The sequence below is a fragment of the Pseudarthrobacter sp. GQ63 genome, assembly GCF_059758765.1.
Genome location: NZ_JCAXEF010000022.1, coordinates 1 through 26879, shown reverse-complemented (window position 1 = coordinate 26879; position 26879 = coordinate 1). Strand labels below are relative to the sequence as shown.

Here is a 26879-nt window from a genome sequence, read left to right as displayed (position 1 = left end):
CCTTCGTTGGTGCGAGTGGTGGTGCTTGTGATGGGTCGAAGAAACCTAGGGCGCATGGTGGTCCGCCGATTCGTGGACTACCAGCATGTCCTCGTCCAGTTCTCCGTCAGGGAAGAAGCAGGCGAAGCGTTGGTCCGGGGCGGGCAGTGGATCCGCCGCCAGGGTTTGGGCCGCCGGGGAGGGTGCTACCTGTTCCAGCGGCGGTTCCAGGGTCAGGCACTTTTCCTGCTTGGCTGCCGGCAACGCAGCGAACACAGGGCAGCGGGTGGCGAAGTTGCAGCCCTTGGGGGTGCCCAGTGGAGACGGCAGGTCGCCCTGCAGGATGATCCGTTCCCGGGTGCGCTCCAGTTGGGGGTCCGGTACGGGGATGGCGGAGAGCAGGGCGCGGGTGTAGGGGTGGCGGGGGTTGTCGAACACCCGGTCCACTTCGCCGATTTCCACGATTTTCCCCAGATACATCACCGCCACCCGGTTGGAGATGTGCCGGACTACTGACAGATCGTGCGCCACCAGCAGGTAGCTGAGGCCCAGCTCGGCCCGGAGCTTGTCCAGGAGGTTGATCACGCCGGCCTGCACTGAGACGTCCAGGGCCGAGACAGGCTCGTCCAGGACTACAAGCTTCGGGTTCACGGCCAGTGCGCGGGCTATGCCGATGCGCTGGCGCTGCCCGCCGGAGAACTGGTTGGGGAAGCGGTTCACGTGGTCAGGCTGCAGGCCCACCAGCTTCATCAGTTCCATGATCCGCTTTTTGGTGTCGGCCTTGTTCATGCCCGCGTTCTGCAGCGGTTCAGCAAGGACTTCATACACCGTGAACCGGGGATCGAGCGCGCCGGTGGGGTCCTGGAACACCATCTGGAGTTCCCGGCGCATAGCGCTCCTGGTCTTGCCGTCGGCGGCCTGCTTGTTGCTGATCCCGCCGATCACCACCTCGCCGTCCTGGTCCTTGTGGAACTCCATGATTTCCAGCAGGGTGGTGGTCTTGCCTGAGCCCGACTCGCCCACGATGGAGAAGCATTCCCCTTCGCGGATATCGAAGCTCAGTCCGTCCACGGCTTTGACAGTGCCAATGCGGCGCTTCAGAAGTGCGCCCTTGGTGAGCGGGAAGTGCTTGCGGACGTCCTTCAGCTGCAGGACGGTGGAGCGCTCCTCCCTCGGGATGGCATCGAAGCGGGATACCGGCACCGGCGGAGCGGCGAAGACGTCATGGACATCAACGTCGCCGCCCAGCGAACCGGATTTGATACAGGCGGCGCGGTGGGCGGCCGGCCCCGGAACCGGCGCCAGCGCCGGTTCACCCTCCAGGCACGCGTCCGTGGCGAGCGGGCAACGGGGCGCGAAAGAGCAGCCGGTAGGCGCGTGGATCAGGTTCGGCGGCATGCCCTCGATGGGCACCAGCGATGACTTCTCCGCAACGTCAACGCGCGGAACGGCACCGAGCAGGCCCATGGTGTACGGCATCCGCGGGTTGTAGTAGATGTCATCCACCGCTCCGGTCTCCACCGGCCTGCCTGCGTACATCACCATGATGTCGTCCGCCATGCCCGCCACAACGCCCAGGTCATGCGTGATCATCACGACGGCGGCTCCGGTCTCCTCCTGCGCCCTATGCAGCACCTCCAGCACCTGCGCCTGGATGGTGACGTCCAGCGCCGTCGTCGGCTCATCCGCGATGAGGACCCGCGGGTTGTTGGCGATGGCAATGGCAATCATCACGCGCTGGCGCATGCCGCCGGAGAACTCGTGCGGGAAGGCCCTGAGCCGTTCCTTGGGGCTGGGAATGCCCACCATGGCAAGAAGTTCGACGGCGCGGGCTTCTTTCGCCTGCTTGCTCATGGTGGGGTTGTGGATGGTCAGCGCTTCCATGATCTGGTTGCCCACCGTGTAGACGGGCGTCAGCGAGGACAGCGGATCCTGGAAGACCATGGCAAGCTCATTGCCGCGGTACTCGCACATGGCCTTGTCGCTGAGGCCCAGCAATTCCTTGCCCTTCAGCCGTACCGAGCCGCTGACCTCCGCCGTGGTGGGCAGGAGGCCCATGATGGCAAGGGACGTGACCGATTTGCCGGAGCCGGATTCACCCACGATGCCGAGTGTTTTTCCAGGCATGAGGTCAAAGTCGACGCCCCGGACTGCATGAACCACACCGTTTTCGGTGTTGAAGCGTACGTTCAGGTCCCGGACGGACAGGATTGCGTCCGCCGGGGCGTGAAGGCCGGCGATGTGCAGCCGCTCCACAGCTGACTGCGGCTGGTCAACCGGTCCGGCGGCAATTTCGCTGCTCATGAGGCGTTCCCCTTAACACGGGCTTTCAGGGCGGTGCGCTTTTTGGCGCTGCCGGAGGAGCTTGAGCTTGGATCGAAGGCGTCGCGCAGTCCGTCGTTCATCATGGCGAGCGAGCCCGTGAGCAGGAACATGACGGTCAACGGCACCCAGAACATCCAGGGAAAGGTCTGCACCTGGGATGTGGCGCCGCCGATCAAAACACCGAGGCTCACATCCGGAACCTTGATGCCGATGCCGATGAAGGAAAAGGCAACTTCAGCGAGGATGGCACCGGTGACTCCACGGGTGATGTCCAGGACCAGCAGCGATCCGATGTTGGGCACCAGGTGGCGCCACACGATCCTCCGCGCCGGCACACCCATGTACTGGGCGGCCTTGACGAAATCCCGCTGCATGAGGGACATGGAGAGGGACCGGATGAGCCTTGCTGTTCCCATCCAGCTGAAGACGAGCAGCACAATGATCAGCAGCAGCCAGGACGGCAGGTCCCGCCTGAGCCCTTCGCCTCCGCCGCTGGTGGCCACAGCCACCACCAGGAGGGCCGGCATCATGATGAGCGCTTCGAGGATGAAGAGCATCACCTTGTCCACCTTGCCGCCGAAGTAGGCCATGGTGCACCCGTAGACGGCGGCGACGAGGACGGACACGAGCCCGACGATCAGTCCGATCAGGATGGAGATCCTGGTGCCTTCCACCGTCATTGCGTAGAGGTCGATCCCGGCCTGGGAGGTGCCCAGGTAGTGTTCGGCCGACGGCGGCATGCCGATGTTGAAGGGGTCGATGGTTTGCTTGTCCCACTGGGTGAAGTACCCGCCCACGAAGGAGAAAACGGTCAGGGCGAGGAAGATGGCAAGCCCTGCCACGGCTGTCTTGTTCCGCATGAAGCGGCGGAAGATGATGGTGTTTTTGCCGATGACGACGTCGGCGCCCTCCAGGTGGGCGTCCTGCGCGACGGCGGCGGGGTCTACTGCATTGAGGTTGGTCACGGTTACTGCACCCGCACTCTCGGGTCAACAAGGGTGGTGGCGAAATCCGCCAGAATGGCTCCCAGGGCGAAGATCACGGAACCGTAGGCCAGCGTGGCCGTGGCGGCGTTGACGTCCTGGAGGGAGATGGCGTCGATGCTCCAGGAACCCACGCCGGGCCAGGCGAAGATTTTCTCCGCGAAGAAGCCGCCGGCAAAGATGGCCGGGATGGTGAAGGCGATGCTCTGGGCCACGGGTATGAACGAGACCCGCAGCGCATGCCGCGAGATTGCCTGGTTCCTGGTGAGTCCCTTGGCCCGGGCGGTGCGGACAAAGTCGGCATTGACGTTGTCCAGGAGGTACTGGCGCTGGGCAATCTGGTAGGACCCCCAGCCCACCAGCGTGATGGCAACAGTGGGGACGGCGTAGTGCGCCAGCATGTCGATGAACTGGGCCCAGCCCGGTTCCATCCCTGGGGTGGAGATGCCGGTGACAAAAAAGATGCGTTCGCCAACGGTCTCGTTGATGTTGATGGCACCCAGCTGCACCAGGAAGTAGGCAATAGGGGCCGGCACGATGTACGCAAGGTAGCTGTACGAGGTGATGACGCGGTCCTGGAACTTGTACTGCCGGGCGGCCGAATAGACGCCGAGGGCCACCCCAATCACCAGGGTGAGGATGATGGAGGCCAGGAAAAGGCGGGTGGAGATCCAGACGCGGTCCCCGAACTCCGCGTTGATGAAGGCGCCGTTGGGGCTGCGGCCCCAGTCCCAGCGCGTGACAATGGCAGTAAGCCATTCGACATAGCGTTCCCAGGGGCTGAGGTCGGGGTCGAGGCCCTTCAGGCGCATCGAGTTTGCCACCTGCTCCGGGGTGGGACGGGGAATCCGTTCCTGTTCAAGCAGCGCGGGCTTGAGGGAACTGACGGCAAGGAAATATCCCGCCGACGTTGTCAGGAAGATCATGAAGACATACGTGATGCCGCGCTTGGCGAGATACCTGAGCATGCGGCAGCTACTTCTGGATCGTCGCCGCCGGCAGCCGGCCGGTCAGACACCGCATCATCCGCAGGCGGGCCAGGCTGCTAGGCAAATCAACAATCACGTGCTGGATCCTTCCGTTATCCCCTGATCAGCGGGGGTTACGCCGCCTCACCGGGTCCTTGCCAGCGGGTAGCTGGCCTCCCGCAGCCTGTCAGGGCTTGGTCCTTGTGGACTATGTCGCGGGTCACATTCCAGAGGAAACTATCACAAGCCGGAACCGAAAATGCGGGCGAATGCCCGGAAAGCTACCCGCCCGTATCAGATCGTTATGAATAGTTCTGTGAAGTTGGTGTGACTGGACGCGGCTCTAAACTGTGGCGTAGCCTGCGCGCCGCGGACCACCCGTGTGACAAGATCCCGCCAGGAGTCACTGAGCCTAGCGGGAGTGACCCCGTGAACCTTGACAAGGCTTAACAGGCGCTCCGGGTCCAGGGTCGCCGCCAGGGAGCCGGCCATCAGCCACGGGTCAGGCCCGAACCCTTCTTCCCGCAGGAGGATTTCGATATGGCGGTGCCACAGGGCGGCGGCGGGGGCTTCAAAGCGCCCGCGCGAGGCATGCTCGGCAGCCAGCACCAGGTCCCCGAACTCCATGACGTAGGAGATCCGCTCCGCTCCGAAGGAGATGAGGCGTTCCAGCCCGGGCGCACCCGGACCCAGGGGCGGCGGCCCAAACATGAACCGGGCCTGGAAATCGGCCTCGGACTCGCTCAGCAGCGTCAGCATCAGTCCCGCACGGTTGCCGAACCGCCGGAAGACCGTGCCTTTGCCCACACCGGCGTGCTCGGCAAGCCGGTCCATGGTCAGCCCCTCCGCCCCGCAGTCAGCAATCAGCTCCCGGGCAGCCGCAAGCAGGCGCGCCCGGTTCCGTGCGGCGTCCCGGCGTTCCGCCGCCGCGCCCGCCGGCAGGCCGGGCCGCGGTGGGATGGAACTCACATCCGACATTCCAGACCTCCGGAATAATAAGCGGACCGCAGTCCGTTTAGATGGGTGAAGGCACTGACAAGCCTCAGCTTAGACCGGCCCGCGGCCCTCCCGCGGACCCAGACCCCAGGAGTTCCCATGACTAAGAGCACCGTCCTTACCCTCGTCGGCAGCCTCCGCGCCGAGTCCACCAACCAGAAGCTGGCCGAAGCCATCCAGCTGAACGCCCCCGAGCAGGTTGACGTGGTGATCCACGGGAACCTGGGCAACATCCCGTTCTACAACGAGGACATCGACGTCGAAGGCCAGGTACCCGAAGCGGCGGCAGCCCTGCGCGCCGCCGCGAATGCGGCAGACACGCTGCTGCTCGTCACTCCGGAGCACAACGGCACCGTGCCTGCCGCACTGAAGAACGCCATCGACTGGCTGTCCCGCCCCTTCGGTGCCGGCGCCCTCGCCGGCAAGCCCACCGCCGTCGTCGGCACGGCGTTCGGCCAGTACGGCGGGGTCTGGGCCCAGGACGAGGCCCGCAAGGCGGCAGGCATCGCGGGCGCGCAGATCCTCGAGGACGTCAAGCTCGCCGTGCCGGGATCCATGGTCCGCTTCGCTGAAGTCCACCCGAAAGACGACGCTGAAGTCGTAGAGCAAATCAAGGGCGTGTTCGACGCACTCACCGCTTCCCAGCCCGCGGCCTAACCAATGACTCCGGTACCCGGCGCCGCCAAGGCGCCGGGTACCGCCTTTTAAGCCCGCCCGGCTGCCTGATCCCGGCGCCCGGCCGCGCCGGCGATGCTCTGGCTGCCGCACCCGATCGTTGCTACCGTGACCGCATGAGTCCCTCAAAGACCCCGGCCGAGATCCTCACCATCGCCGGGACCGAGGTCCGCATCTCAAGCCCGGACAAGGTGCTGTTCCCCAAACCCGGGCTGACGAAGCTCGACCTGGTGAGGTACTACCTGGCCGTCGCCGACGGGGCACTCCGCGGCGCCGGGGGCCGTCCGATGGTCCTCAAGCGCTTCCCCAAAGGCATCGACGCCGAGCCGTTTTTCCAGAAACGCGTGCCCGAAAACCACCCGGACTTCATCGACACCGCCACCCTGCACTACGCCTCGGGGACGTCAGCGGAAGAAGCCGTCATCCGGGACGCCGCCGGACTGGCCTGGGTGGTGAACCTAGGCTGCCTCGACCTGAACCCCCACCCCGTGCGCGCGGAGGACCTGGAACACCCCGACGAACTCCGGGTGGACCTCGATCCGATGCCGGGCGTGGACTGGTCCCAGATCGTGGACGCCGCCTTTGTGGCGCGGGACGTGCTCGACGACGTCGGCCTGGCGGGGTGGCCGAAGACCAGCGGCTCGCGCGGGCTGCACATCCTGGTGCGCATCGCGCCGCAGTGGACCTACCGGGAGGTCCGGCTCGCCGCCGAGACCCTTGCCCGCGAGGTGGAGAACCGCGCGCCCGGCCTTGCCACCGCACGGTGGTGGAAGGAGGAGCGCGGCGAGAGCGTGTTCGTTGACTTCAACCAGAACGCCAAGGACCGCACCGTGGCGTCCGCGTACTCCGTGCGGCCACTGCCCGACGCCCGGGTCTCCACCCCCCTGACCTGGGACGAGGTCCGGACCGCCAGGCCGGACCAGTTCACGGTGCTCACCGTGCCCCGGCGCTTTGCGGACATGGGCGACCCGCACGCCGGGATTGATGACGCGGCAGGCACCCTGGATGGGCTCCTGGCACTGGGCGCGGAGCTCGGCCCTGCGGAAAAGCCACCTCGCAGCGGTGACGGCTCCGGCCGCCGGCAGTCGGTGATGCCGCTCATTGAAGTTGCCCGGACCAGGACAAAGCCCGAAGCGGAAGCCGCCCTCGACGAATGGAAATCCCGCCACGCGGACCTTGTCCCGGCGCTGCATCCGGCCGATGTGCTGGTGGACGGGATGCGCGGATCGAGCTCGCTCTGGTACCGGGTGCGGGTGAACCTGCAGCACGTCCCGGAGGGCGAGCGTCCGCCGCAGAAGGACCTCATTGCCGATTACGATCCCTGGGCGGGTAAAGAGTGGCCGGGCCGGCCGGCGTCCTGATGGCGGGCCCCGGCGGAACGTGGCGCAGGCCCGGCAGGCGCCGCCCCGTGATCAACTCTTGTCCCAACCGGTACCTTCCCGGCATTTCCGGGCCGGGGCGCCAGCCGTAACGTTAATCCACCAAACCGGAACGGGATTGCGGTGGAGGCATGCGGGCACGGGGTGCAGGAAAGCGCGGGGCGGGGCTGCTGACGGCAGCAGCAGCCAGCCTGGCGCTTCCGCTGTGGCTCGGCGCCTGCGTGGCAGAGGCGCCCCCGGAGTCCATGCCCGCATCGTCCGCTCCGCTTGCCATCAGCAGAAGCACACCGGCCGCCCCGCCGCCCGTTGCTCCCTCCCCGCAGCCGCAGGATGCGGCCCGGACGGAGACGTCCGCTCCCCCTGCCCGATCGCTGAACCAGGCATCGGCCGGCTTCTCCGCCGGGGCCGGCGGGCCAAGCGCCCCGGCAGCGGATTTCTCCACGCCCAGTACCCCGGGTCCGGGCAGCCCGGGTCCCAGCATTGCAGCCCCCCAGGACCTTGGCGATGCTGCGGTGCTGCAGGCTTCTGAGAGGCCCGGGCCCACCAACACTCGAACCACGCCGCATACGGTGACGGCCTACTACGTGCTCCTGGACGACGGCGGCCGGAACGGTGTGCGTTTTGGCTGCAACGACAGCCTGGTGGGCGTCTCCCATGAAAGTTCACCTGCCGTGGAGGCCCTTCCTGCCGCGGTCGGCGCACTGCTCGACGCATCAGGCAGCGCAGCTGTGGGGGCGCAAGAACCCGATCTCTACAACGCCCTCGCCAGTTCGCGCCTGAAGTTCCTCTCGGGCAGCTTTGACGGGACCACGGTGACGGTTTACCTCGCCGGCTCCCTCCGCCCCGGCGGAGCGTGCGACCTCCCCCGCCTGGAAGCTCAGCTCACCCAGACGGCGGTGGCTGCCGTCGGTGCCATCAGGGCAGAAATCTATGTCAATGGCCTCACCCTCGCGGAAGTGCTGAGCCTCGATTAGCGGGCGCGGCCGGCAACCTCCAGCTGTGGCTTATATATAAACAGGTGTTGCTTTTAGGGCAACACCTCGCTGTATCCTGAAGGTGTGAGCCACGAAACACTCGACGCCGCAGCAGGGACGCTGCCAGCAGAAGCCATTGATGCCATCGAGCGGGCGGCGACCTCCGCGCACCGCCACGAAGAACTCTTCTCGGAGCGGGCCGCGAATATCCGGCAGTCAGCAGTGCGGGACGTCTTCGACATCTCCCTGCGGCCGGGACTCGTCTCGCTCGCCGGCGGCAGCCCCTACCTGCAGTCCCTTCCGCTGGAGCGCCTTGCCGCTACAGCCGCAAGGATCATTGCGGAGGACGGCCTGACCGCCCTGCAGTACGGCAGCGGGCAGGGATCGGAGGAACTCCGCACCCAGATCTGCCACGTGATGGCCGCGGAAGGCATCACGGACGCGCTGCCGCAGAACGTGGTCATCACCGCCGGCTCGCAGTCCGCCCAGGACGTGGCCACGAAGGTCTTCTGCAACCCCGGCGACGTGGTCCTGGTGGAGGATCCCACCTATGTGGGCGCCCTCAACACCTTCGAGGCATACCAGGTCCAGGTGGAAACCGTGGAGATGGACGACGACGGCCTGGTTCCGGAGCAGCTGGAGGCACGGATTGCCGCCCTTCAACTGGCCGGCAAGAACATCAAGTTCCTGTACACGATCCCCAACTTCAACAACCCTTCGGGAATCACGTTGGCGGCGGACAGGCGCCAAAGGATCGTCGATATATGCCGCAGTGCGAATATTCTCGTGGTGGAGGACAACCCCTACGGGCTGCTCCGCTTCGGCGGTGAACCGCTGGCACCGCTGCGGGCGGCGAATCCGGACGACGTCATCTACATGGGGTCCTTTTCCAAGATTTTCGCCCCGGGCCTTCGGATCGGCTGGGCGCTGGTCCCGGAACACCTCCAGCGCCGCTATTACCTGGCAGCCGAGGCCGTAACGCTCTGCCCTCCCGCCTTCAACCAGATGCTGGTCTCGGCCTACCTCCGCGACTACGACTGGAAGGGCCAGATCGAAACATACCGCGGGCTGTACGCCGAGCGCTGCGCCGCACTGCTGGCCGCCCTGGAGGAACACATGCCGCCGGGCACCACATGGACCCGTCCGGAAGGCGGCTTCTTCGTGTGGGTGACCCTTCCCGACGGTGTGGACACCTACCCCCTGCTGCGCAAGGCGATCGACGCCGGCGTCGTGTTCATCCCGGGGGCCGCCTTTACGCCGTCGGACGATCCTTCCAACAAGCTGCGCCTCGCCTTCAGCGCCGTCCCGCCCGAGGCCATCGCCGAAGGGGTACGCCGCCTGGCGCCGGTGCTTCAGCAAGCCATCGCCGCGCTGTAGCCTTGGCCTGACCAGCGCTACTGAAACCAAGCAAAGGAGCACACATGAGCGGAATCATCGTTGTAGGGGTTGACGGCAGCGCAACTGCCAAGAAGGCAGCCGAATCGGCGCGGGACCTCGCAGCAGCCCTTGGCGCCTCGCTCCACGTGGTATCCGCCTTCGACAGCGACCGCACCGAGGTGTTCGGCAGCGGCAGTGACCGGTGGATCGTATCCGACGCCGATGCAGCGGAGCATGTGGCGCGGACAGTTGCGGAATCGCTGGGCAGGGACATCAAGGTCACCTACTCTGCCGCCCGCGGCAGGCCGGCCGACGCCCTCATCAAGGAGGCCCTGCGGATGGACGCACGGATCATCGTGGTGGGAAACCGCAGGATGCACGGCATCGGGCGGGTGCTTGGCAGCGTTGCCAACAGCGTGGCCCACAACGCGCCCTGCGACGTCTACATCGCCAATACGTACGACGCCGAGTAGCAGACTTTACGGACACCATGCGGAAGGCGCGCCCCGCATGGTGTCCGTTCTCACGCCCAAAAACGCGTTCCCTGCTCCACCCCGGCGATAAAATTGGAGGAGCCCCCAACGGTGCGGACACCCAGCATCCACCACCATAAGGGGCCCCATTGATTACCCTCCAGCGCCGCCAGCTTGCCGGCCACGATATCCTCCTCGCCCGCCATGGCAACCACATCTGCTCCATGCGCGTTGACCGCAGCAACGACCGCGTGGTGGCTTTACTGGATGATGGCAGCGTGGACAGCGCCCCCAACCTCATCGCGCCGGGGATCAAGCTCCCCGAGACGGTGGGCAGCGTGCTCCGGGAGGACTGGAAGCTCCTGGCGGCCTGGGGCGGGATGGCAGCGGCCATGGCTGTCCTCATGACGGGCGCTGCCGTGGCACTGGGTACCACCGCGGACCCGGCCAGCCTTGAGATGCTGACCGCCTACGCCGCCTTCTGAGGCCGGGCTAAGCCACCATCCGGCCCTGGAGGGCGAACCAGATCCCGGCCATCACCACGCCGCCGAAGAGCGAACCGGCGATCACCTGCGCCACGGTGTGGGCGCGCAGCACCACCCTGGACCAGCCGACGGCGGGTACCAGGAGCAGCAGCGGAAGCCACACCGGGCCAAGCATGAGCACGCTGATCACTGCCGCCGAGGACATCGCCGCTGCATGCCCGCTGATCTTCCAGAACGGGCTGACTGCCGCCAGCACCACTACGCCCGCCACCACGGCGAGGACCATCACCACCACACTTTGCGGGGCACCCGCTGCCGCCAGCACCAGGAGCCCGGCCAGGATGGAAGCCAGCGCCATCAGCAGCACGGGGGCCCGCTGCCGGCGGTCGCTGACATGGTGGTCAGTGACTTTCCCCCGCCGGACCAGCATCAGCAGCAGGAACAGCGGAAGCACGCAGACGAACATGGCGGCCAGCGCACCGTACCCCATTGTTCCGGGAAAGCCGGGCTGCGTTACGGGACTGAGCAGCAGCTGGATGCTGACCACCACGGGCGGCTGGAATGCCTCCGTCACCCACCGCGCGGCCCTGTTCTTTACCCGGAGGGTGCTGGTGTTGATTGCCGGTGTCCTGTCCTAGTCGAGGAGGAGCGCGGGCTCCTCCAGGATGGCGGCGACGTCGGCCATGAAGCGGGCGGACAGGTCGCCGTCCACTACCCGGTGGTCGAACGATCCGCCCAGCGTGGTGATCCAGCGGGGGATCACTTCCCCGTCAAGGACCCACGGCTTCTGCTTGATGGTTCCGAAGGCCACGATGGCAACCTCGCCGGGGTTGATGATGGGCGTGCCGGTATCGATCCCCAGGGCTCCGATGTTGGTGATGGTCAGCGTGCCGCCCTGCATTTCGGCGGGCTTCGTCTTTCCGGACCGGGCCGTAACGGCCAGGTTGTTGAGCGCCAGTGCCAGTTCCTTCAGGGAAAGGTCCTGGGCGTTCTTGATGTTCGGCACCATCAGCCCGCGCGGTGTGGCAGCCGCAATGCCAAGGTTCATGTAGTGCTTGACCTGGATCTCCGCGCCGTCGGTTCCGTCGGCGTTGTCCACCCACGTGGCATTGACGCTGGGGTTCCGGGCGGCCGCCCAGATCACTGCCTTGGCCAGGATGAGCAGCGGCGAAACCTTGATGCCCTCGAAGTCCCGGGACGCTTTGAGCCTCTTGACGAACTCCATGGTGCGGCTGGCGTCCACATCCACGAAGATGCTGACGTGCGGCGCCGCGAACGCGGAATCCACCATGGCCTTTGCGGTGGCCTTCCGGACGCCCTTGACGGGGATCCGCTCGATGCGCTGGTCCTGCGGCTTGCCCGCCTTGCCCCAAAACCCGTCAGCCTTGTCCAGTTCCGCGTCCCGCTGGGCCTGGTAACTCACCAGGTCCTCGCGGGTCACCTCGCCGCGGGAGCCTGTGGCCACCACGTCTGCCAGGTCGATGCCCAGGTCGCGGGCGATTTTGCGGACGGGGGGCTTTGCGAGCACACGGTTGACCAGGCCGGTGATGGTGCCGCCCAGGGTGGGACGGTTGTCGACGTCGGCAGCAGGGCTGGTTGCCGGGCCCGGATCCTGGGTCACTTCGGCCGGCGAATGGGGCTGGACGGGCTCCACTTCCGGGGCGTTGGGCGACAGGGCAAAGGCGGGGGACGTCTTCCGCGGCCGGCGTTTAACGGCGTCGGCCTTGGGGCCGGAGCCCACGAGGGGCCCGCCCTCCAAGGCACCTTCCGTGGCCTGCGCACTGTCTGCTGTGCCGCCGTCGGACGCTGGAAGCTTGCCGTAGAGCGGCTGCCCGGGAGCCTCAGGCGCTCGGACATCCGCCGGGGTGGGGTCTCCGGACACGTCGTCGCTGACGCTGATGATGGCGGTGCCGACGTCGATGGTCAACCCTTCCGGGACCAGCAGTTCAGTGACGGTCCCGGCGAAGGGCGAGGGAAGTTCCACGAGGGACTTGGCCGTCTCGATCTCGCAGAGGACATCGTTGATGGCGACGGCGTCGCCCGGCTTGACCTTCCAGGAGACGATTTCGGCCTCGGTGAGCCCTTCGCCGACGTCAGGCAGGTTGAACTTGTTGAGAGTCATGGTGTCCTCGGGTGAAGCCTCAGTAGGAAAGGGCGCGGTCCAGCGCCTCCAGGATGCGGTCGATGTCCGGAAGGTAGTCTTCCTCCACCTTGGCAACCGGGTAGGGCATGTGGAAGCCGCCTACCCGGATGACCGGCGCCTCGAGCGAGTGGAAGGCCCGCTCACTGATCCGGGCAGCGATTTCACCGCCGATTCCGCCGAAGGTGGGTGCCTCATGGGCCACCACCAGCCGCCCGGTTTTCTGCACGGAGGCCGTGACGGTGTCGAAGTCCAGCGGGGAAATGGACCGCAGGTCGATCACCTCCACGCTCCGGCCGTCCTCCTCCGCGGCGTTCGCGGCCGCCAGCGCAACCGGCACCAGGGGGCCGTATGCCACGACGGTGGCGTCTGTCCCCTCGCGGAGGACATGTGCCTTGAAGGGGTCCTCTGCCCGGCCCGGCGCGGCTGTATCCACCTCACCCTTGAGCCAGTAGCGGCGCTTGGGCTCGAAAATGATCACCGGATCCTGGCATTCCACGGCCTGCTGGACCATCCAATAGGCGTCATGCGCGTTGGAGGGAGTGATGATGCGCAGGCCGGCAGTGTGGGCAAACAGCGCCTCCGGCGATTCGGAGTGGTGTTCAACGGAACCGATGCCGCCGCCATAGGGGATGCGGATGACTACCGGGACGGTGAGATTGCCATTGCTGCGCGCGTGCATCTTGGCCAGCTGCGTGGTGATCTGGTTGAAGCCGGGGAAGACAAACCCATCGAACTGGATTTCGCAGATTGGCCGGTATCCGCGGAGCGCAAGGCCAATAGCGGTTCCGATGATCCCGGATTCAGCCAGCGGCGTGTCCACCACCCGGTCGGGGCCGAACTCGCCGATCAGGCCGTCCGTCACGCGATAGACCCCGCCCAGCGGACCAATGTCCTCCCCCATCAGCAGGGCCTTTGGATTGCCGGCGAGTGTCTCACGAAGACCCTCGTTGATGGCCTTGGCAATGGTCATGGTTGTCATCAGTGGCCTGCCTTTGCTGCGGGCTGTCCGGAAGATCCGGCCGGCAGGTCTCCGCCTTCGAACCCTGCAGTGTATTCCTCAAACCATGCGAGCTCCTCCGCCACCAGGGGATGCGCCTCGGCGTAGGTGTTGGCGAAGGCGGAGCGGATGTCCGGGGTTTCAAGGTCATGCGTGGTGCGGCGGACGTACGCGGCGAGTTCGTCGCCGTCGGCCTTCACCTTGGCGAAGAACGCGTCGTCGGCCAGGCCTTCGGCGCGCAGGTACTTTTCCACGCGGGCCAGGGGGTCCTTTGCCCGCCACGCGTCTTCCTCGGCGGACTGGCGGTACTTTGTGGGGTCGTCCGCGGTGGTGTGGGCGCCCACCCGGTAGGTGAAGGCCTCGATCAGGACAGGGCCCTTGCCCTGGCGTGCGTGTTCCAGGGCCCATTCGGTGACGGCATGGACCGCGATGACGTCGTTGCCGTCCACCCTGATCCCCGGGAAGCCGTAGCCCTTGGCGCGGTTGGACAGCGGCACGCGGGTCTGGACGTTGGTGGGGACGGAGATGGCCCAGTGGTTGTTCTGGCAGAAGAACACCACGGGGGCGTTGTAGGAGGAAGCAAAGACCATTGACTCGTGGACGTCACCCTCGGAGCTGGCACCATCGCCGAAGTAGGCGATGACCGCGGCCTCCTCCCCGCTGCCCTGCGCTGCCGACAGTTTCTGGTCGCGCTGGATGCCCATTGCATAGCCGACGGCGTGGAGCGTCTGGGCGGCCAGGACCAGGGTGTAGAGGTGGAAGTTCGTGTCCTTGGGGTTCCAGCCGCCGTTCGACACTCCGCGGAACTGCCGAAGGAGTTCGGCAAGGTCCACCTTGCGGGTGTAGGCGACGCCGTGCTCACGGTAGGTGGGGAAGATGTAGTCCTGCGGCCGGCTGGCCCTGCCGGAGCCGATCTGCGCGGCCTCCTGGCCGGTCAACGGGACCCACAGCGCGAGCTGTCCCTGCCGCTGCAGCGCAGTAGCTTCCACGTCGAAGCGCCGGATGGCGGCCATGTCCGCGTAAAGGCCGCGAAGAACCTCCGGGGTGACCTTCTCCGCGTACTGGGTGAAGACGGGGTCGAAACCCAGCTTCCCGTCAGGGCCCAGGAGCTGGACCATCTGCGCGGGGGGCTCACCCATGACCGCCTCGGCATCAGCCTCACGCTGGTCGTCTACCGCTGTTCCGTCGAACTCGGTGGAAGGCAGATGTGTGCCCATACCGTCTCCTCGCTTGCCGCATGCGGATGCAGTGCAATGTCGCTGGGATATATGCCTCAAGAGGAATAGATTCCCGGCGCGGCATATATATTGCTTTACTGATCCTAACTTTATCTTCAGTAGGTACGCGCCGAGCTACTTGTTAAGCGCTAGGAACCCCGTGGCGCGTTTGTATAGTTCGCACACAGCTGGAGGAACCTGGTGTTGGCGTCCACCTCGCCGATGCTCACCCTGACCCCTTCGCCGGGGAACGCCCGCACTGACAGTGCCTGGGCGCCCGCAAGTTCGGCAAATCCGGCACTGTGTTCGCCCAGGTCCAGCCACACGAAGTTCCCCTGCGCGTCGGGAACAGCCCAGCCAAGGCTCCGCAGCCCTGCCGTGACACGATCGCGTTCATCCACCAGGCTTTGTACCCTTTCTACAACCTGGGGGTAGTTCTGCAGCGAAACAATCGCGGCCTTCTCGGCAATCTGGGACACGGCAAAGGGGGTTGCCGCGACCCTGAGGTGCTGCGTCAGCGCGGCGTTGGACACGCTGTAGCCGACTCTGAGCCCGGCCAGACCATGTGCTTTCGAGAACGTACGGAGCACCACCACATTTGGGTATTTGCGGTACATGGCGATCCCGTCCACGGCACCTTCAGCCCTGACGAATTCCTGGTAGGCCTCATCGATCACCACCACGACGTGCGGTGGGACACGCCTGATGAAATCCTCTGTTTCGGCAGTGCCCAGGACGGGTCCGGTGGGATTGTTGGGCGTGCACAGGAGGACCATTTTGGTGCGGGCGGTCACGGCAGCCGCCATGGCCCGGAGGTCATGCCTGCCGTCGGCAGTAACGGGAACGCGCACGCTTTCGGCCCCGGAGAGTCCCACGCTGATGGGGTACGCCTCAAAGGAGCGCCAGGCGTAGACCACTTCGTCCGGCGTCCCGTCGTCGTTCCGTCCGGCAAACGTGGCCAGCAGCTGGTTCAGTGCGCCCAGGCTGCCCGCGCCGGTGACGATGTCCTCGGCGGGCACGCCCAGGAAGCCGGACAACTCCGCACGCAGCCTGCTGCTGAGCGGATCGGGGTACCGGTTGAAGTCGGTCTGGTGCGCTATGGCCTCAAGGACGGCAGGAAGCGGGGGCAGCGGGTTTTCATTGGAGGACAGCTTGTAGCTGGCCATCCCGTCAACGGCGGCGGGCGGCTTCCCAGCGGCATAGCGGGGCAGGCCGGCCACCACGGGACGGGGCTGGACACCACCCGTGAGGGTCTCAGAAGACGTCATGCAGACCAGCCTACTTCCCGTGCTGCAGGAGGGAAGCAGGCTGGTCACACGCTGTTGGCCTAGGTGCCGGACGGTGCTGCGGTGCTGTCCGCCCTGGTGCCTGCCAGCTGCGGCGCCCAGCCGTCTGCGCCGCGCAGGTAGGCCTCCAGCGTGTACTCACCGGCCAAGGCCGGGTCGAGCTGGGGCCGGGTGGGGGTGACCCGTGATCCGGGGCCGTTGTTATTGAGTTCGTGAAAGCGCGCTTCCTGCCAGGAGAACCCGCTCATGTCCGTCCAGGGCGTGCCGGAGATGTGGGCACCCAGCCAGGAGTCCCTGATGAGCACCTGGGCAATCGCCTCCACGTCGCCGCTCGGGTGCCAGGGGCGGCCCAGGTGGACCGTGCCGGCCGCGGCATCCGAGACGAACCGGCAGCCGGCGAACAGGTAGCCATGTTTGATCTGGATGTTGAGGCTGCCGGCCGACACGTAGCCGTTGTTGCTGTCAGACCCCCGGTCCAGGGACCGGATCTCGCAGCCGGAAAACACCGCCGTTCCCCGGCCGAAGATGAAGTCCACGTCCCCTTCCACGTAGCAGTGGCTGAAGAAGAACCGTGACTGCACCCCCCGGGAAGGCGAATCAACCAGCAGGGTGTCCTGGTTCCCCAGGCACCGGACATTGCGCAGGACGGCCCGGTCTCCTGTCAGGAAGAGTGCCACCGCCTGCCGGTTCTTCATCTCCTGGTTGGCGGCCTCGTCGAAGTCGTTGCTGAACGTGAGGTTCGCCGCTGTGAAGTCCGGCCCGTCAATCCGCACGCTGGCGCTTCCACCCGTGCCATAAGGTCCGGTGCCGTCAGGTTTCGGAGTGCCGGAGGCGTTGTTGTAGACCAGCACAACATCCTCGGCCCTGTCCCCCAGACCAATGAAGGAAATCCTGGGCTTGTTGGCCGGCACCCTGATAAGTTCCCGGTAGGTTCCGGGAGCGATGCGTATCTGCGTGCGGTGGGTGTTTCCGGCCGGCACGGCGTCCACGGCAGCCTGCACTGTCCGGAACACGGATCCTGCCCCGACTTCCAGGACCACGGGCTTGTCGATGGGACGTTCGCTGGGCCAGTGGATTCCGCCAAGGGGGTCCAGCTGGGCATCAACAGGCTGGAAGTATCCCGGCGGGACTGCCTGCTGCGCCTGCAGCTCCGAGGCCACCAGCCGGGCCACGGCAAGGGCACCTTCCGCCTGGAAATGGGTGTTGTCCGCCACGCCCTCCGGGTACTGCGGATATTGGCCGGGCGACGCGTAGAGGAAGTGCGACTTTGTCCCTTCCGGGCCAAGCTTCTGCCACAGGTCCTTGGAGGAGGCGGTGAGATCCACGAGGGGCGTCCCCGTCGCAGCGGCAAGCTCCCGGACAGCCTGGGGGTAGGCACCGTGTGAATCCTGGGCAATGCCGAGCGCGCTGAACCGCCGGCGTTCCACAGGCGTGACCAGCACGGCCTTCGCGCCGCGGGCCCTGGCACTGTCGATGTACTTCTGCAGGTAGTCCTTGAACGTGGTCTGGGGGTCGGTGCCCCTGGCCGGATCCTGGACCTTCTCGTCATTGTGCCCGAAGGAAATCAGCAGGTAATCCCCCGGCTGGAGCATTGCCGTCACCTCATCGAGGAGGCCGGCGTCGGCGAAACTCTTGGACGACGCGCCGGACCATGCGTAGTCGAACACCCCTGCCTGCGGCCCCAGCAGGAGGGGAAGCGCCTGGCCCCAGCCTGCGCGGGGCCGTTCCGACTGCTGGTAAGCCGACGAGGTTGAGTCCCCCACCACGAAGATCACCGGACGGGTCCGGCCCTGCGGGGACGCATTGGCGGGGCGGACGGCGGCCTGCGAGCGCGCAGCGCCCGGTCCGGAGATTCCCGCCGCGGCCGTCGCTGCTCCAGCCGCAACAGCAGCCAGGATTGAACGGCGGCTGGGTTTGAGGCGGCGCATCAGTTGGCCTCCCCAGCCGTAAAGACGGGCCCGACGGCGTCCGAGAGGAGGGCGGGAACGGCCTGGGCGGCGTTCACATGGGTCCGCAGCACCGGCGTCCAGCTGTTATCGGCACCCAACTGCCGGTCCGCCGGAGCAGCTGCGTTGTAGGCTGCCCGGAGATCGACGATTTTGCCGTTGACCGCGTTCCCGGTGGTGGCGATGACCTTGCCCTTGAAATATGCGATGAGCGAGGCGACGGGGGTACCTGCGGGAAGGGTGAAAGCGTTTGCCTCGGCGTAGAGGTGCGATTCCACCCCTGCCCCAAAGGTATATCCGTAGGGGACCTCGGAGTCAGCGGAGGTCTTGAAGTGGTTGTTGTAGACGTCCACCTGGCCGTAGCGGACCCGCGGTGCCCGCTGGCCCACGTTCTCAAACACGTTGTGGTGGATTGTTACGCGCAGCTTGCCGGCGTCACCCCGGTTGGTGGAATCCGTGGATCCGATGAGCAGGAGCTTGTCATGGTCGGAGAACCGGTTGTAGGACATGGTGACGAGGTCCGAGCCGTTGGTGACGTCAACCGCTCCGTCATGGATCTGGTAGGGCCGGCCGAAGTAGCTGGGCTGGGCGCTGTCCAGGTTGGGGGCGTCGGTGAAGTGGGAGTGGTCAACCCACACGTTGGTGGAACCGTTAATGATCTGCAGCAGGTCATACTCACTGTTCCAGTTGCCGGTGGCGCCGTCGCTCGGATCCCAGGCCGGAAAGCAGTCGGCGGCATCGCGTACGGTGAGGTTCCGGAAAATCACGTTTCCGGCGCGATTGATCCGCAGTGCTGCACCCGTGATGCTGCTGTCCGGGCCAGCGCCCACAATGGTGGTGTTGCTCGGGATATCCCAGCGGATGGTGGCAGCCTGCTTGGCCGCTGCTGCGCGCCGCGCAGTTTCCTGGGCGCCCTCAGGTTCCCTGGTTGTCCCATACCGGGCGGGATCGAAATCGTAAAGGTACTGCGCCAGGGAATAGCCAGTGCCACTGGCATAGTCTTCACAGCTGAGCGGAGAGCCGCTCGCGTCCACGTTGGCCGCGATGTCCCCGTGGACCCGGATGATCTTCGGGTCCGTGCCGCCACGTGCGAAGGCGGCCAGGAGTTCGGTTTTGCTGGAAACGTCGTACACGCGGTCAGCGCCGGCGGCGGACCCGCCGGTGGTGCCGGCCCCCGCCGCCGCCCAGCCGTCGCTTTCCGGCAGTACCTGGCGTTCGAGCGGCTGCCGGGCCGTCTGGGCTGTTGGGTCCGCCTGCGGCGCGGGCGATGCCAACGCGGGGGCTGGTGCTGCGAGCAGTGAAACGGCAAGGGCCGCCACCACAGACACGGGTGTTAGGGGCTTCTTATGACGCATGATCTCTCTTCCTCCATTGGAATGAACCACGCTTCGGCGCAGGCGATGGCCCGCACGTCGGAAAGCGATTTCTCTACTATGAGAAACCGCTTTCCGAATGTCAAGGCCTCAGTCGAAGATTGACAAGATTCATTGCACCGATGTCATACCAGTAAGCAAACGTGTGACATCCTTCGAAGGAAGCTGCCCGCGCACGGCACTCCGGCGGACTGCCCAGGCGAACCGTCTCCTGCACCTGGCGCACAGGCAGGTGTGAAAGCATAGGCGCATGCTCTCTTTCATTGGCCGGGTCCTCATCAACGGGTTGGCGCTGTGGATTGCAAGCTGGATCCTTCCCGGGCTGGAAATCTCCACATCGGCAACAACAGACGCGGTAGCCCAGACGGGTGTCTCGCAAGGAACGGATGTGGCCGGCACGGCTTTGGCGTATGTGTTCATCGGACTGATCTTTGGTTTGGTGAATGCGTTCATCCGCCCGCTGGTGAGCTTCCTGTCCCTTCCGATCACCATCCTCACGCTGGGCCTCTTCACCATCGTCATCAGCGCCGCAATGCTGTACCTGACCTCCTGGATCAGCAGTTTCACGCCGGTGCACTTCACCATCGATTCGTTCTTCTGGACGGCCGTGTTCGCTGCCATCATCATCACCCTGATCTCGCTGGTGGCCGGCCGGATTACCGGAGTCCGCCGCTAGAAGGCCTGCCTACCGCCCGCCATGCCCGCGTTCCCGCCGGCGGAGGTCCGCGGCGTGGAGATGTGACGCAGGCGCCGGTGTCCGCGCCAAGGAAAACCGCATGGCCGTTGCTGTGCCCCCGGCGCCGAGGACAGCACCCAGCGCGGCAGTGGACTGCACCAGCGACGGATCGGAGCTTGCTGACACCAGCCGGGCGCCGTCCTGATAGCTACTGAGCTGGTGGCCGGGACCAATGCCGACGTCCTCGCCAATCTGAACGTAGTGGTCATTGGTCATTGTGACTGTTACCTGATTCCTGGCATCACGATTGGCTGCGCCGTCGGTCCCAGGGACCCAGTCTGTTCGATGTTCCAAATGGAGCGTGCTGACCTCGGGCAACGGCGTTATTCCCCCAACAGGTGATCCAGCGGTCAGGACGTATTTGAGGTCGTACTCGTCCAGGAAGTCCTCGCTTGCTGCCAAGTTCATGGCGTGAATGCCTCCCTGGCTGTAGCCCACGCCCACGACCGCGGCCCCTCTTTCAGCCCCGGCGGCTTTGAGGGCTTCCATGACAGCCCCTTTCACGTTTTCCGAGCCGTTGCCAACGCCTTCTACAATTCCACCTAGGCCGAACGGATTGCGGTCCGCCCCTTCACCATGGAGTTGTGTTCCTGGAATCACCAGCACATATGCCTTTTCGCCACCGTTTTCGACTTCAATAACCTCGATAAATCCCGCTCCACGTTCATCAACAAGACGTATGCGTTCAAGCAATCCGGAGGGGGAAGGATCGAAGTCGATGGGTATGCTCTCCTGCCGGCCCACTGTCACCGGCCGTGGCCTCATTCCCGGGTATGCGCCCTCCACCAAGGTTTTCAGCAGCGGAGTAGCAGCTGCCGCATGGCTTGAGAGGCTCTCGGCCGCGCTGCGGTTCAGGAACCCTGTTCTCCAGAAATCCGCATGGCGTTGAAGCTCGGCCTGGATGTCGGGAATTCCATTGGCGCGGGCAGCGGCTGCCCTTGCCTCCGCCACTTCGTACTCCTGCCTGCACGCCCGGACCTGGCTGCTGATGCGCTGGAGTTCGGTCCGTACGGCCTGGAGGCTCCGCTCTGACTCGCCCACCGCGCTCAGGGCCATGGTCCCGGTCCACCGGGGCTGGTCCTGGAACGGAATGAGCTCTTCCCAGATGCGGCGGGCCTCGGCCTCCACCCCGGCAAGTTTTCCCGCCAAGGCATCCACTTTTTCCGCACCAGCGGCCAGCTCCTCCAGCTGGAAGCTGATGCCGCCCACCCCGCCCCGGATTGCGAGGGGGCCGTCCTGTTCCGGGCCGGTGACCCGGATAGGGCCGCCGGTGCCGGACGGCGTGGCCTCGGCCACCTAAAACCTGCCGCCGTAGGAGCAGCCGGCAACCAGGGTCTCCCGGCTGTGCCGTTCCACGGCCGCCTTTGCTTCCATCAATGATTCGAGGGAGCGCCGCAGGGCCGCCGCCTGCAGAGCCACGGTGTCCCGGTAGGCCCGCCCTGCCGGCGACTCCCACTGCAGGAGCTGGATGTCCCTGAATCCTGCAAGCACCTCCTCTCCCCGTACCACGCAGGCCGCCACACGGGCAGCCAACTGGTCCACCTGGGAAACCCGGTGCAAGTCGGCCTGCAGGTCCGCCCCTGCCAGCTCACTGCTCACCCTCCCACCCCACGGACGCACCGCACCGCCGCCACAAGTCCCGTTCCCATCCCGAAACTGCCCCTTCCATGCCGCCCCACTTCCGTAGCACCCCGCCAGGACACACCGCCCGGCCCTCTTCCCTGTCCCGACGCTACGAAAGGACTGTCCCGGGCTGTAGGGCCGCCGTCGGCTATGTGGACAAGTAACGTGCAGGCCGCCGCTTAAGGGGCCGCCGGAGTTCGTGAAAGAATCAACACATGCCTGAAACTGCCGCCACAGCTGACACCCGTACGCCCTCAGGACGCCTGGCCCTTGCCGCGTCCCCGGAAAAGATTGCGCTCGGCCCGCTGGACGGCCGCTACCAGTCAGCCGTTGCGCCCCTGGTGGACTACCTCTCCGAGGCGGCTCTCAACCGTGACCGTGTGGCTGTGGAAGTTGAATGGCTGATCCACCTCACCAGCAACAACGTCCTTCCGGGCGCAGGGCCGCTGACCGCTGCACAGCAGGACCAGCTGCGGGCCATCGTGACCGAATTCGACGCAGGCTCGGTGGCCGAACTTGCGGATATCGAAGCCGTCACTGTCCACGACGTCAAGGCCGTGGAGTACTACATCGGCCGCCGCCTGCCCGCCATCGGCATCGAAAACCTGACCGCCATGGTCCACTTCGGCTGCACCTCCGAGGACATCAACAACCTTTCGTACGCGCTCGGCGTCAAAGGCGCTGTGGAGGACGTGTGGCTCCCCGCGGCCCGAAGCCTTGTTGCCCAGATCAGCGCAATGGCCGAGGATAACCGCGCGGTCCCCATGCTGTCCCGCACGCACGGCCAGCCCGCCACGCCCACCACGCTGGGCAAGGAACTTGCGGTCATCGCGCACCGGCTCACCCGCCAGCTGGACCGGATCGCAAAGACCGAATACCTGGGTAAGATCAACGGCGCCACCGGCACCTACGCCGCCCACGTGGCATCCGTCCCCGGCGCCGACTGGCAGCAGGTGTCCAAGTCCTTCGTGGAGGGGCTGGGGCTGACCTGGAACCCGCTCACCACGCAGATCGAGAGCCACGACTGGCAGGCGGAACTGTATGCCGACGTCGCGCGGTTCAACCGGATCCTGCATAACGTCTGCACGGACATCTGGAGCTACATCTCGATCGGCTACTTCGCGCAGATCCCGGTTGCGGGCGCCACCGGTTCCTCCACCATGCCGCACAAGGTGAACCCGATCCGCTTCGAGAACGCGGAAGCCAACCTTGAAATCTCATGCGGGCTGCTGGACGTCCTGGGTTCCACGCTGGTCACCTCCCGCTGGCAGCGGGACCTCACCGATTCCTCCAGCCAGCGCAACATTGGCGTGGCATTCGGCCACTCACTGCTGGCAATTTCGAACGTGGCCAAGGGCCTGGAGCGCCTGGACGTGGCTGAGGATGTGCTGGCCGGAGACCTGGACACCAACTGGGAAGTCCTGGGTGAAGCCATCCAGATGGTCATGCGCGCAGAAGCGATTGCCGGCGTGGAAGGCATGGAAAACCCCTACGAGCGCCTCAAGGACCTCACCCGCGGCCAGCGGGTGGACGCCGCCCGCATGCAGGAATTCGTGCAGAGCCTCGGCCTGTCACCTGAAGCCGAGGCCCGGCTGCTGGCGCTGACGCCCGGCAAGTACACCGGCATCGCGGACCAGCTGGTGGACCACCTTAAGTAGCTCCCGCTGCAGTACCCCGGACGGTAGGGCAGTAAAGTACGACGGCGGCGCCGGGCTCCCAAGGGGCCCGGCGCCTTCTGGTGCGGGTCATTCAACCGTGCCGGGAGTGCGAAACTGGAAGCATGAAGTTGCTGCTCATCCGCCACGGACAAACCCCCGGTAACGTGCTCGGCCAGCTGGACACTGAGCACCCGGGGCCCGGCCTCACAGAACTGGGTGAACGCCAGGCCGAGGCAATGGCCCGCTCGCTGGCGAACGAACCCATCGGCGCCCTGTATGCGTCCACACTGATCAGGACCCAGATCACCGCCGCACCGCTGGGCCGGGTGCACAGCCTGGAGGTCGAGGTGCTGGACGGCCTGCACGAGATCGAAGCCGGGTCCCTGGAGAAACTGACGGACGAGGAGTCCCACAAGCGCTACATGGGAACGGTCTTCTCCTGGGCGGCGGGGGACCTGGACCGGAGGATGCCGGCCGGCCCTGACGGCCATACCTTCTTTGAACGCTTTGACGCCGCCATCCGCCGGGTGGTGGAACGGGCGCTCGACCACCGGCATGAGGCGGCGGCCGTCGTGAGCCACGGCGCAGCCATCCGGACCTGGGCGGGACGCCGGGCGGAGGATGCGGACCACGAGTTCGCGGCCCGGCATGTGCTGGCCAACACCGGAATCGTGGCGCTGGAGGGTGACCCGGACCGCGGCTGGAAACTGCTCCACTGGGACGGCAGCCCGGTTGGCGGACTTGCCCTGGCTGATCCAACTGCGGAGGACCCCACCGGGCAGGACACCGCCGGGGCTTAGGTCAGCTGCCGGATCCTGCGGGCGGGAAAAACCGCCATTCTGCGGCAGGGGCTGCTGGCTTCGTCGACGGGTACGGGCATGAGCCGCGCGGCCATGCCTGCGGCCTCCGCCGCCGTCGGCCGTTCCGCACTGTCCATGGCAGTCAGGGACCGGAGGAAAGAAGACCACCCTGGACCCACGGAGTCCGGCACCTGGGGACTGCGAAGGGTCCTGGCCACGAGCGACTCGATGGCCGTCCCGGGAAACGCCTTGGATCCGGTGAGGAGCTCCAGGAGCACCAGACCCATCGCGTAGACGTCCCAGGAAGGACGGACGGGACCTCCCGAGGCCTGCTCGGGGCTCATGTAGTGCACAGTTCCCGAGGAGACACCTGGTTCCGCGGGTGAGCCGGCGGCCGCGACGATGCCGAAATCAACAATGCGCACCGGGCTTCGCCGCAGGCCGCTCAGCATCAGGTTGGCGGGTTTGATATCCCGGTGGACCAGCCCTTCGCCGTGGAGGTGGGCCAGGGCTTCGAAGAGCCCCCGCGCCCAGCCGGCTATGGCGTCGGGGTGGTGCCGGGTGTTCCGGGCGGCCTCCGAGAGGCTCGGGCCCAGGGCGAGCTCCTCCACCAGGAACGGCCGCCCCGCCAGCGGCGTTCCGCTGGGGACAACACCCAGTCCTATGTACCTGACAATCGAGGGGTGCCTGAGGGCGGCCAGGACGGCGGCCTCATTGCTGATCCGCTCGAAATGCTTCGCGGAATCGTCCACCGCCACTTTGACGGCCACATCCGGTCCGCCATTAAGGTCGGCGGCCCGGAAGACCTGGGCCAGCGTGCCGCGGCCCAGGAGGTCCTTGAGCTGGTAGCGGCCGGCCACCACGGTCCCGCCGAGGGCTGGCGCGCCAGGCGGCTGCCTGTGCGCAGGGGACGGGACGCTCATGCCGAGAGGGCAGCGGAGTACGGCGCATCCTGCACAGCGGCCCCTGGACCGGATGCGCGGGCGTAAGGGGAGCGGATCCACGCATCCAGCTGGAAGCCGCACCCGCAGCGCCACACGGGCGGAAGCTGGACGGGACCGCCGTCCTCAGGTTCAAACGAGTAGCCGACGGCGGCAGGCCCCACGGCGGGGGTGACGAGGTCCATGGCGGTTCCGCAATGGAGGGCAGTGGCGCTGCCTGTGCCGTCCAACGGCCACGGTCCGCTGGAGTCAGGGTTGGATGCAGGGGAATCCATGGGCACAAGCTCAGTAAAGGTAACCAACACGCTCACGACTCCGGCTGTAAATGTTCGGGATTATTCGTAAGCATACATATTGCTAGTCAATCTAGCTAGTCAGGCTAGTTACTTTTTTCTTCATAGTGTGATTTCTGCAGCGCTTCGGTCATCCGGCTGAGGAACTCCACCACCACCCTCGCCTCGTCCGCCGAGAGGCCCTCGGCTACCGCCATCATTTCGCGGTGCATATTGCCAAGGGTCACGCGCACCTCCCTGTCGGACTCAACGGTGGGGACCACAACGACGGAGCGCCTGTCGGTGGGGTGGGCCTCGCGGCGGACATGCCCGCTGGCCACGAGCCGGTCAATAAGCGAAGTGGTGGAAGCGCTGGTGATGCCGAGGAACTGGCTGATGTCCTTGGGTACCACCGATTTTCCGGAGGCTTGGACGCGCAGCAGGTAGCGGAGGGCCAGGATATCCGTCTCCCCCATGCCCATGGAGTCCCGGGTGGAGCGGCGCACCGCCGTTTCAGCGGTCCGGTAGTCCCGCAGGGACTTCAACACCGCGGCGCTGTAATCCAACTGACCGTCGGGCCCATACCAATAACCGGACCCCTCATTACCCGTAGAACGCATGCAATCATATTAGACCACCTAATAACTAGGCAGCCAAGTAAGTTGCGGCAGGCGGGTCCTGATGCGTTCTCCGGGAACTAACCGGCAGGAAACACCGGCGTAACCGCCTCCTCGTAGCCTAGGTTTGCATAACCCTTCGGCGAAGCGAGGCAGAATGCAGACCAACCCGCGGTTGAACATCAGGCAGGTGCCCTGGTCAAACCCCGTAGGCGCCGACCTGAGGCGCGCGCAGCAGGCCGAACTCGACGCCCGCTTTGGTACCCCTGACCACGAACCCGGCCCGCCGCCGTCGAGCGCGGACTGTGCCGTCTTCCTGGTGGCTTATGACAAAGGCTCGGGCCAGCCCGTGGGGTGCGGCGGCCTGCGGATGATCGACGCCAGCACCGCGGAGATCAAGCGCCTGTACGTGCTCCCGTATACCCGCGGCTCAGGCGTGGCCAGTTCGATACTGGCGGCCCTCGAGGCGGAAGCGTTCAAGCTTGGTTACACGCGCATCAAGGCCGAAGCGGGATCTGCCCAGCCGGACGGCCGGAACTTTTACGAAAACTCCGGATTTGAGGCCGTTCCCAACTTTGGGCCCTACATTGGGGTGGCGCACTCGTACTGCTACGCCAAAAGCATCAATGCCCGCAGCGCCGCCCAGACCGCCATGG

General features: G+C 65.9%; 26 protein-coding genes. 10 read left to right on the top strand and 16 right to left on the bottom strand.

Annotation, left to right across the window (positions count from 1 at the left end; all coding sequences use genetic code 11):
• Positions 1-45 precede the first annotated feature (45 nt).
• The 4 genes from AC6CHP_RS20250 to AC6CHP_RS20235 form a co-directional block, all read right to left on the bottom strand.
• The gene (locus AC6CHP_RS20250) at positions 46-2283 is read right to left on the bottom strand and encodes an ABC transporter ATP-binding protein (RefSeq protein WP_498231907.1); all 2238 of its coding nucleotides are present in this window, start codon (positions 2281-2283) and stop codon (positions 46-48) included.
• Complete coding sequence (locus tag AC6CHP_RS20245; RefSeq protein WP_188810856.1) at positions 2280-3269, bottom strand: ABC transporter permease; 990 nt, start codon at positions 3267-3269, stop codon at positions 2280-2282. The genes AC6CHP_RS20250 and AC6CHP_RS20245 overlap by 4 nt, the downstream gene beginning before the upstream one ends.
• A 2-nt stretch (positions 3270-3271) precedes the next feature.
• The gene (locus AC6CHP_RS20240) at positions 3272-4255 is read right to left on the bottom strand and encodes an ABC transporter permease (protein ID WP_104186965.1); all 984 of its coding nucleotides are present in this window, start codon (positions 4253-4255) and stop codon (positions 3272-3274) included.
• A gap of 294 nt (positions 4256-4549) precedes the next feature.
• On the bottom strand, positions 4550-5224 hold the full coding sequence (locus AC6CHP_RS20235) for a TetR/AcrR family transcriptional regulator (protein ID WP_498231904.1): 675 nt from the start codon (positions 5222-5224) through the stop codon (positions 4550-4552).
• A 126-nt stretch (positions 5225-5350) separates the two neighbouring features.
• On the opposite strand from AC6CHP_RS20235, the gene AC6CHP_RS20230 reads away from it, so the two are divergent.
• The 6 genes from AC6CHP_RS20230 to AC6CHP_RS20205 all read left to right on the top strand — a co-directional run bounded on the left by AC6CHP_RS20230 (position 5351) and on the right by AC6CHP_RS20205 (position 10614).
• Complete coding sequence (locus tag AC6CHP_RS20230) at positions 5351-5908, top strand: NAD(P)H-dependent oxidoreductase (protein WP_498231902.1); 558 nt, start codon at positions 5351-5353, stop codon at positions 5906-5908.
• Positions 5909-6042: 134 nt separating this feature from the next.
• The gene (ligD, locus tag AC6CHP_RS20225; protein ID WP_498231900.1) at positions 6043-7287 is read left to right on the top strand and encodes a non-homologous end-joining DNA ligase; all 1245 of its coding nucleotides are present in this window, start codon (positions 6043-6045) and stop codon (positions 7285-7287) included.
• Between the two features lie 149 nt (positions 7288-7436).
• Entirely contained in the window at positions 7437-8279 is an 843-nt protein-coding gene (locus tag AC6CHP_RS20220; RefSeq protein ID WP_377192666.1) for a hypothetical protein, read from the top strand.
• An 84-nt stretch (positions 8280-8363) separates the two neighbouring features.
• A complete protein-coding gene (locus tag AC6CHP_RS20215) occupies positions 8364-9656 on the top strand; it encodes an aminotransferase-like domain-containing protein (protein WP_498231898.1) in 1293 nt (430 codons plus the stop codon).
• A gap of 44 nt (positions 9657-9700) precedes the next feature.
• Entirely contained in the window at positions 9701-10129 is a 429-nt protein-coding gene (locus tag AC6CHP_RS20210) for a universal stress protein (protein ID WP_104186955.1), read from the top strand.
• A 149-nt stretch (positions 10130-10278) separates the two neighbouring features.
• Positions 10279-10614, top strand: a complete 336-nt coding sequence (locus AC6CHP_RS20205) for a hypothetical protein (RefSeq protein ID WP_377192662.1) — start codon at positions 10279-10281, stop codon at positions 10612-10614.
• 7 nt (positions 10615-10621) lie between these two features.
• Here AC6CHP_RS20205 and AC6CHP_RS20200 read toward each other — a convergent pair whose 3' ends face one another.
• The 7 genes from AC6CHP_RS20200 to AC6CHP_RS20170 all read right to left on the bottom strand — a co-directional run bounded on the left by AC6CHP_RS20200 (position 10622) and on the right by AC6CHP_RS20170 (position 19558).
• A complete protein-coding gene (locus AC6CHP_RS20200) occupies positions 10622-11188 on the bottom strand; it encodes a phosphatase PAP2 family protein (RefSeq protein ID WP_498231895.1) in 567 nt (188 codons plus the stop codon).
• 60 nt (positions 11189-11248) lie between these two features.
• On the bottom strand, positions 11249-12736 hold the full coding sequence (locus tag AC6CHP_RS20195) for a dihydrolipoamide acetyltransferase family protein (protein ID WP_498231893.1): 1488 nt from the start codon (positions 12734-12736) through the stop codon (positions 11249-11251).
• A gap of 19 nt (positions 12737-12755) precedes the next feature.
• A complete protein-coding gene (locus tag AC6CHP_RS20190) occupies positions 12756-13736 on the bottom strand; it encodes an alpha-ketoacid dehydrogenase subunit beta (RefSeq protein WP_498231891.1) in 981 nt (326 codons plus the stop codon).
• Positions 13736-14971, bottom strand: a complete 1236-nt coding sequence (gene pdhA / locus AC6CHP_RS20185) for a pyruvate dehydrogenase (acetyl-transferring) E1 component subunit alpha (protein WP_377192654.1) — start codon at positions 14969-14971, stop codon at positions 13736-13738. Before pdhA ends, AC6CHP_RS20190 begins: the two co-directional genes overlap by 1 nt.
• Before the next feature lie 149 nt (positions 14972-15120).
• Complete coding sequence (locus AC6CHP_RS20180; protein WP_377192652.1) at positions 15121-16239, bottom strand: histidinol-phosphate transaminase; 1119 nt, start codon at positions 16237-16239, stop codon at positions 15121-15123.
• Between the two features lie 59 nt (positions 16240-16298).
• On the bottom strand, positions 16299-18185 hold the full coding sequence (locus tag AC6CHP_RS20175) for a pectinesterase family protein (RefSeq protein WP_498231889.1): 1887 nt from the start codon (positions 18183-18185) through the stop codon (positions 16299-16301).
• Positions 18185-19558, bottom strand: coding sequence for a pectate lyase family protein (locus tag AC6CHP_RS20170; RefSeq protein ID WP_498231887.1), 1374 nt, complete (start codon positions 19556-19558; stop codon positions 18185-18187). The genes AC6CHP_RS20175 and AC6CHP_RS20170 overlap by 1 nt, the downstream gene beginning before the upstream one ends.
• A gap of 268 nt (positions 19559-19826) precedes the next feature.
• Between AC6CHP_RS20170 and AC6CHP_RS20165 the strand changes: the two genes are divergently transcribed.
• Complete coding sequence (locus AC6CHP_RS20165) at positions 19827-20252, top strand: phage holin family protein (RefSeq protein WP_066272442.1); 426 nt, start codon at positions 19827-19829, stop codon at positions 20250-20252.
• Between the two features lie 9 nt (positions 20253-20261).
• On the opposite strand, the gene AC6CHP_RS20160 is transcribed toward AC6CHP_RS20165, so the two are convergent.
• Positions 20262-21608: a hypothetical protein gene (locus AC6CHP_RS20160; RefSeq protein WP_498231885.1), complete on the bottom strand. Its 1347-nt coding sequence runs from the start codon at positions 21606-21608 to the stop codon at positions 20262-20264.
• On the bottom strand, positions 21609-21911 hold the full coding sequence (locus tag AC6CHP_RS20155; protein WP_363937400.1) for a hypothetical protein: 303 nt from the start codon (positions 21909-21911) through the stop codon (positions 21609-21611). It lies immediately after the preceding gene.
• A 239-nt stretch (positions 21912-22150) separates the two neighbouring features.
• On the opposite strand from AC6CHP_RS20155, the gene purB reads away from it, so the two are divergent.
• A complete protein-coding gene (gene purB, locus AC6CHP_RS20150) occupies positions 22151-23593 on the top strand; it encodes an adenylosuccinate lyase (RefSeq protein WP_498231883.1) in 1443 nt (480 codons plus the stop codon).
• Between the two features lie 122 nt (positions 23594-23715).
• Positions 23716-24393 (top strand): histidine phosphatase family protein, encoded by a 678-nt coding sequence (locus AC6CHP_RS20145; RefSeq protein WP_104186928.1) that lies wholly within the window; start codon positions 23716-23718, stop codon positions 24391-24393.
• Here AC6CHP_RS20145 and AC6CHP_RS20140 read toward each other — a convergent pair.
• The 3 genes from AC6CHP_RS20140 to AC6CHP_RS20130 all read right to left on the bottom strand — a co-directional run bounded on the left by AC6CHP_RS20140 (position 24390) and on the right by AC6CHP_RS20130 (position 26226).
• On the bottom strand, positions 24390-25316 hold the full coding sequence (locus tag AC6CHP_RS20140; RefSeq protein ID WP_498231881.1) for a serine/threonine-protein kinase: 927 nt from the start codon (positions 25314-25316) through the stop codon (positions 24390-24392). The two genes, AC6CHP_RS20145 and AC6CHP_RS20140, sit on opposite strands and share 4 nt — an antisense overlap.
• Positions 25313-25609, bottom strand: coding sequence for a hypothetical protein (locus AC6CHP_RS20135; protein ID WP_498231879.1), 297 nt, complete (start codon positions 25607-25609; stop codon positions 25313-25315). The genes AC6CHP_RS20140 and AC6CHP_RS20135 overlap by 4 nt, the downstream gene beginning before the upstream one ends.
• Before the next feature lie 104 nt (positions 25610-25713).
• The gene (locus tag AC6CHP_RS20130) at positions 25714-26226 is read right to left on the bottom strand and encodes a MarR family winged helix-turn-helix transcriptional regulator (RefSeq protein ID WP_498231877.1); all 513 of its coding nucleotides are present in this window, start codon (positions 26224-26226) and stop codon (positions 25714-25716) included.
• 154 nt (positions 26227-26380) lie between these two features.
• On the opposite strand from AC6CHP_RS20130, the gene AC6CHP_RS20125 reads away from it, so the two are divergent.
• Positions 26381-26879: GNAT family N-acetyltransferase (locus tag AC6CHP_RS20125; RefSeq protein WP_498231875.1), on the top strand; the 499-nt coding region annotated here is incomplete at its 3' end.

Excerpts from the sequence above, each read along its gene's own strand:
- purB (WP_498231883.1), top strand. The coding sequence starts at position 22,151 with ATGCCTGAAACTGCCGCCACAGCTGACACCCGTACGCCCTCAGGACGC.
- AC6CHP_RS20210 (WP_104186955.1), top strand. The coding sequence starts at position 9,701 with ATGAGCGGAATCATCGTTGTAGGGGTTGACGGCAGCGCAACTGCCAAG.
- AC6CHP_RS20145 (WP_104186928.1), top strand. The coding sequence starts at position 23,716 with ATGAAGTTGCTGCTCATCCGCCACGGACAAACCCCCGGTAACGTGCTC.
- AC6CHP_RS20140 (WP_498231881.1), bottom strand. The coding sequence starts at position 25,316 with ATGAGCGTCCCGTCCCCTGCGCACAGGCAGCCGCCTGGCGCGCCAGCC.
- AC6CHP_RS20230 (WP_498231902.1), top strand. The coding sequence starts at position 5,351 with ATGACTAAGAGCACCGTCCTTACCCTCGTCGGCAGCCTCCGCGCCGAG.
- AC6CHP_RS20175 (WP_498231889.1), bottom strand. The coding sequence starts at position 18,185 with ATGCGCCGCCTCAAACCCAGCCGCCGTTCAATCCTGGCTGCTGTTGCG.
- AC6CHP_RS20170 (WP_498231887.1), bottom strand. The coding sequence starts at position 19,558 with ATGCGTCATAAGAAGCCCCTAACACCCGTGTCTGTGGTGGCGGCCCTT.
- AC6CHP_RS20220 (WP_377192666.1), top strand. The coding sequence starts at position 7,437 with ATGCGGGCACGGGGTGCAGGAAAGCGCGGGGCGGGGCTGCTGACGGCA.
- AC6CHP_RS20165 (WP_066272442.1), top strand. The coding sequence starts at position 19,827 with ATGCTCTCTTTCATTGGCCGGGTCCTCATCAACGGGTTGGCGCTGTGG.
- pdhA (WP_377192654.1), bottom strand. The coding sequence starts at position 14,971 with ATGGGCACACATCTGCCTTCCACCGAGTTCGACGGAACAGCGGTAGAC.
- AC6CHP_RS20240 (WP_104186965.1), bottom strand. The coding sequence starts at position 4,255 with ATGCTCAGGTATCTCGCCAAGCGCGGCATCACGTATGTCTTCATGATC.
- ligD (WP_498231900.1), top strand. The coding sequence starts at position 6,043 with ATGAGTCCCTCAAAGACCCCGGCCGAGATCCTCACCATCGCCGGGACC.
- AC6CHP_RS20180 (WP_377192652.1), bottom strand. The coding sequence starts at position 16,239 with ATGACGTCTTCTGAGACCCTCACGGGTGGTGTCCAGCCCCGTCCCGTG.
- AC6CHP_RS20195 (WP_498231893.1), bottom strand. The coding sequence starts at position 12,736 with ATGACTCTCAACAAGTTCAACCTGCCTGACGTCGGCGAAGGGCTCACC.
- AC6CHP_RS20190 (WP_498231891.1), bottom strand. The coding sequence starts at position 13,736 with ATGACAACCATGACCATTGCCAAGGCCATCAACGAGGGTCTTCGTGAG.
- AC6CHP_RS20250 (WP_498231907.1), bottom strand. The coding sequence starts at position 2,283 with ATGAGCAGCGAAATTGCCGCCGGACCGGTTGACCAGCCGCAGTCAGCT.
- AC6CHP_RS20130 (WP_498231877.1), bottom strand. The coding sequence starts at position 26,226 with ATGCGTTCTACGGGTAATGAGGGGTCCGGTTATTGGTATGGGCCCGAC.
- AC6CHP_RS20135 (WP_498231879.1), bottom strand. The coding sequence starts at position 25,609 with ATGGATTCCCCTGCATCCAACCCTGACTCCAGCGGACCGTGGCCGTTG.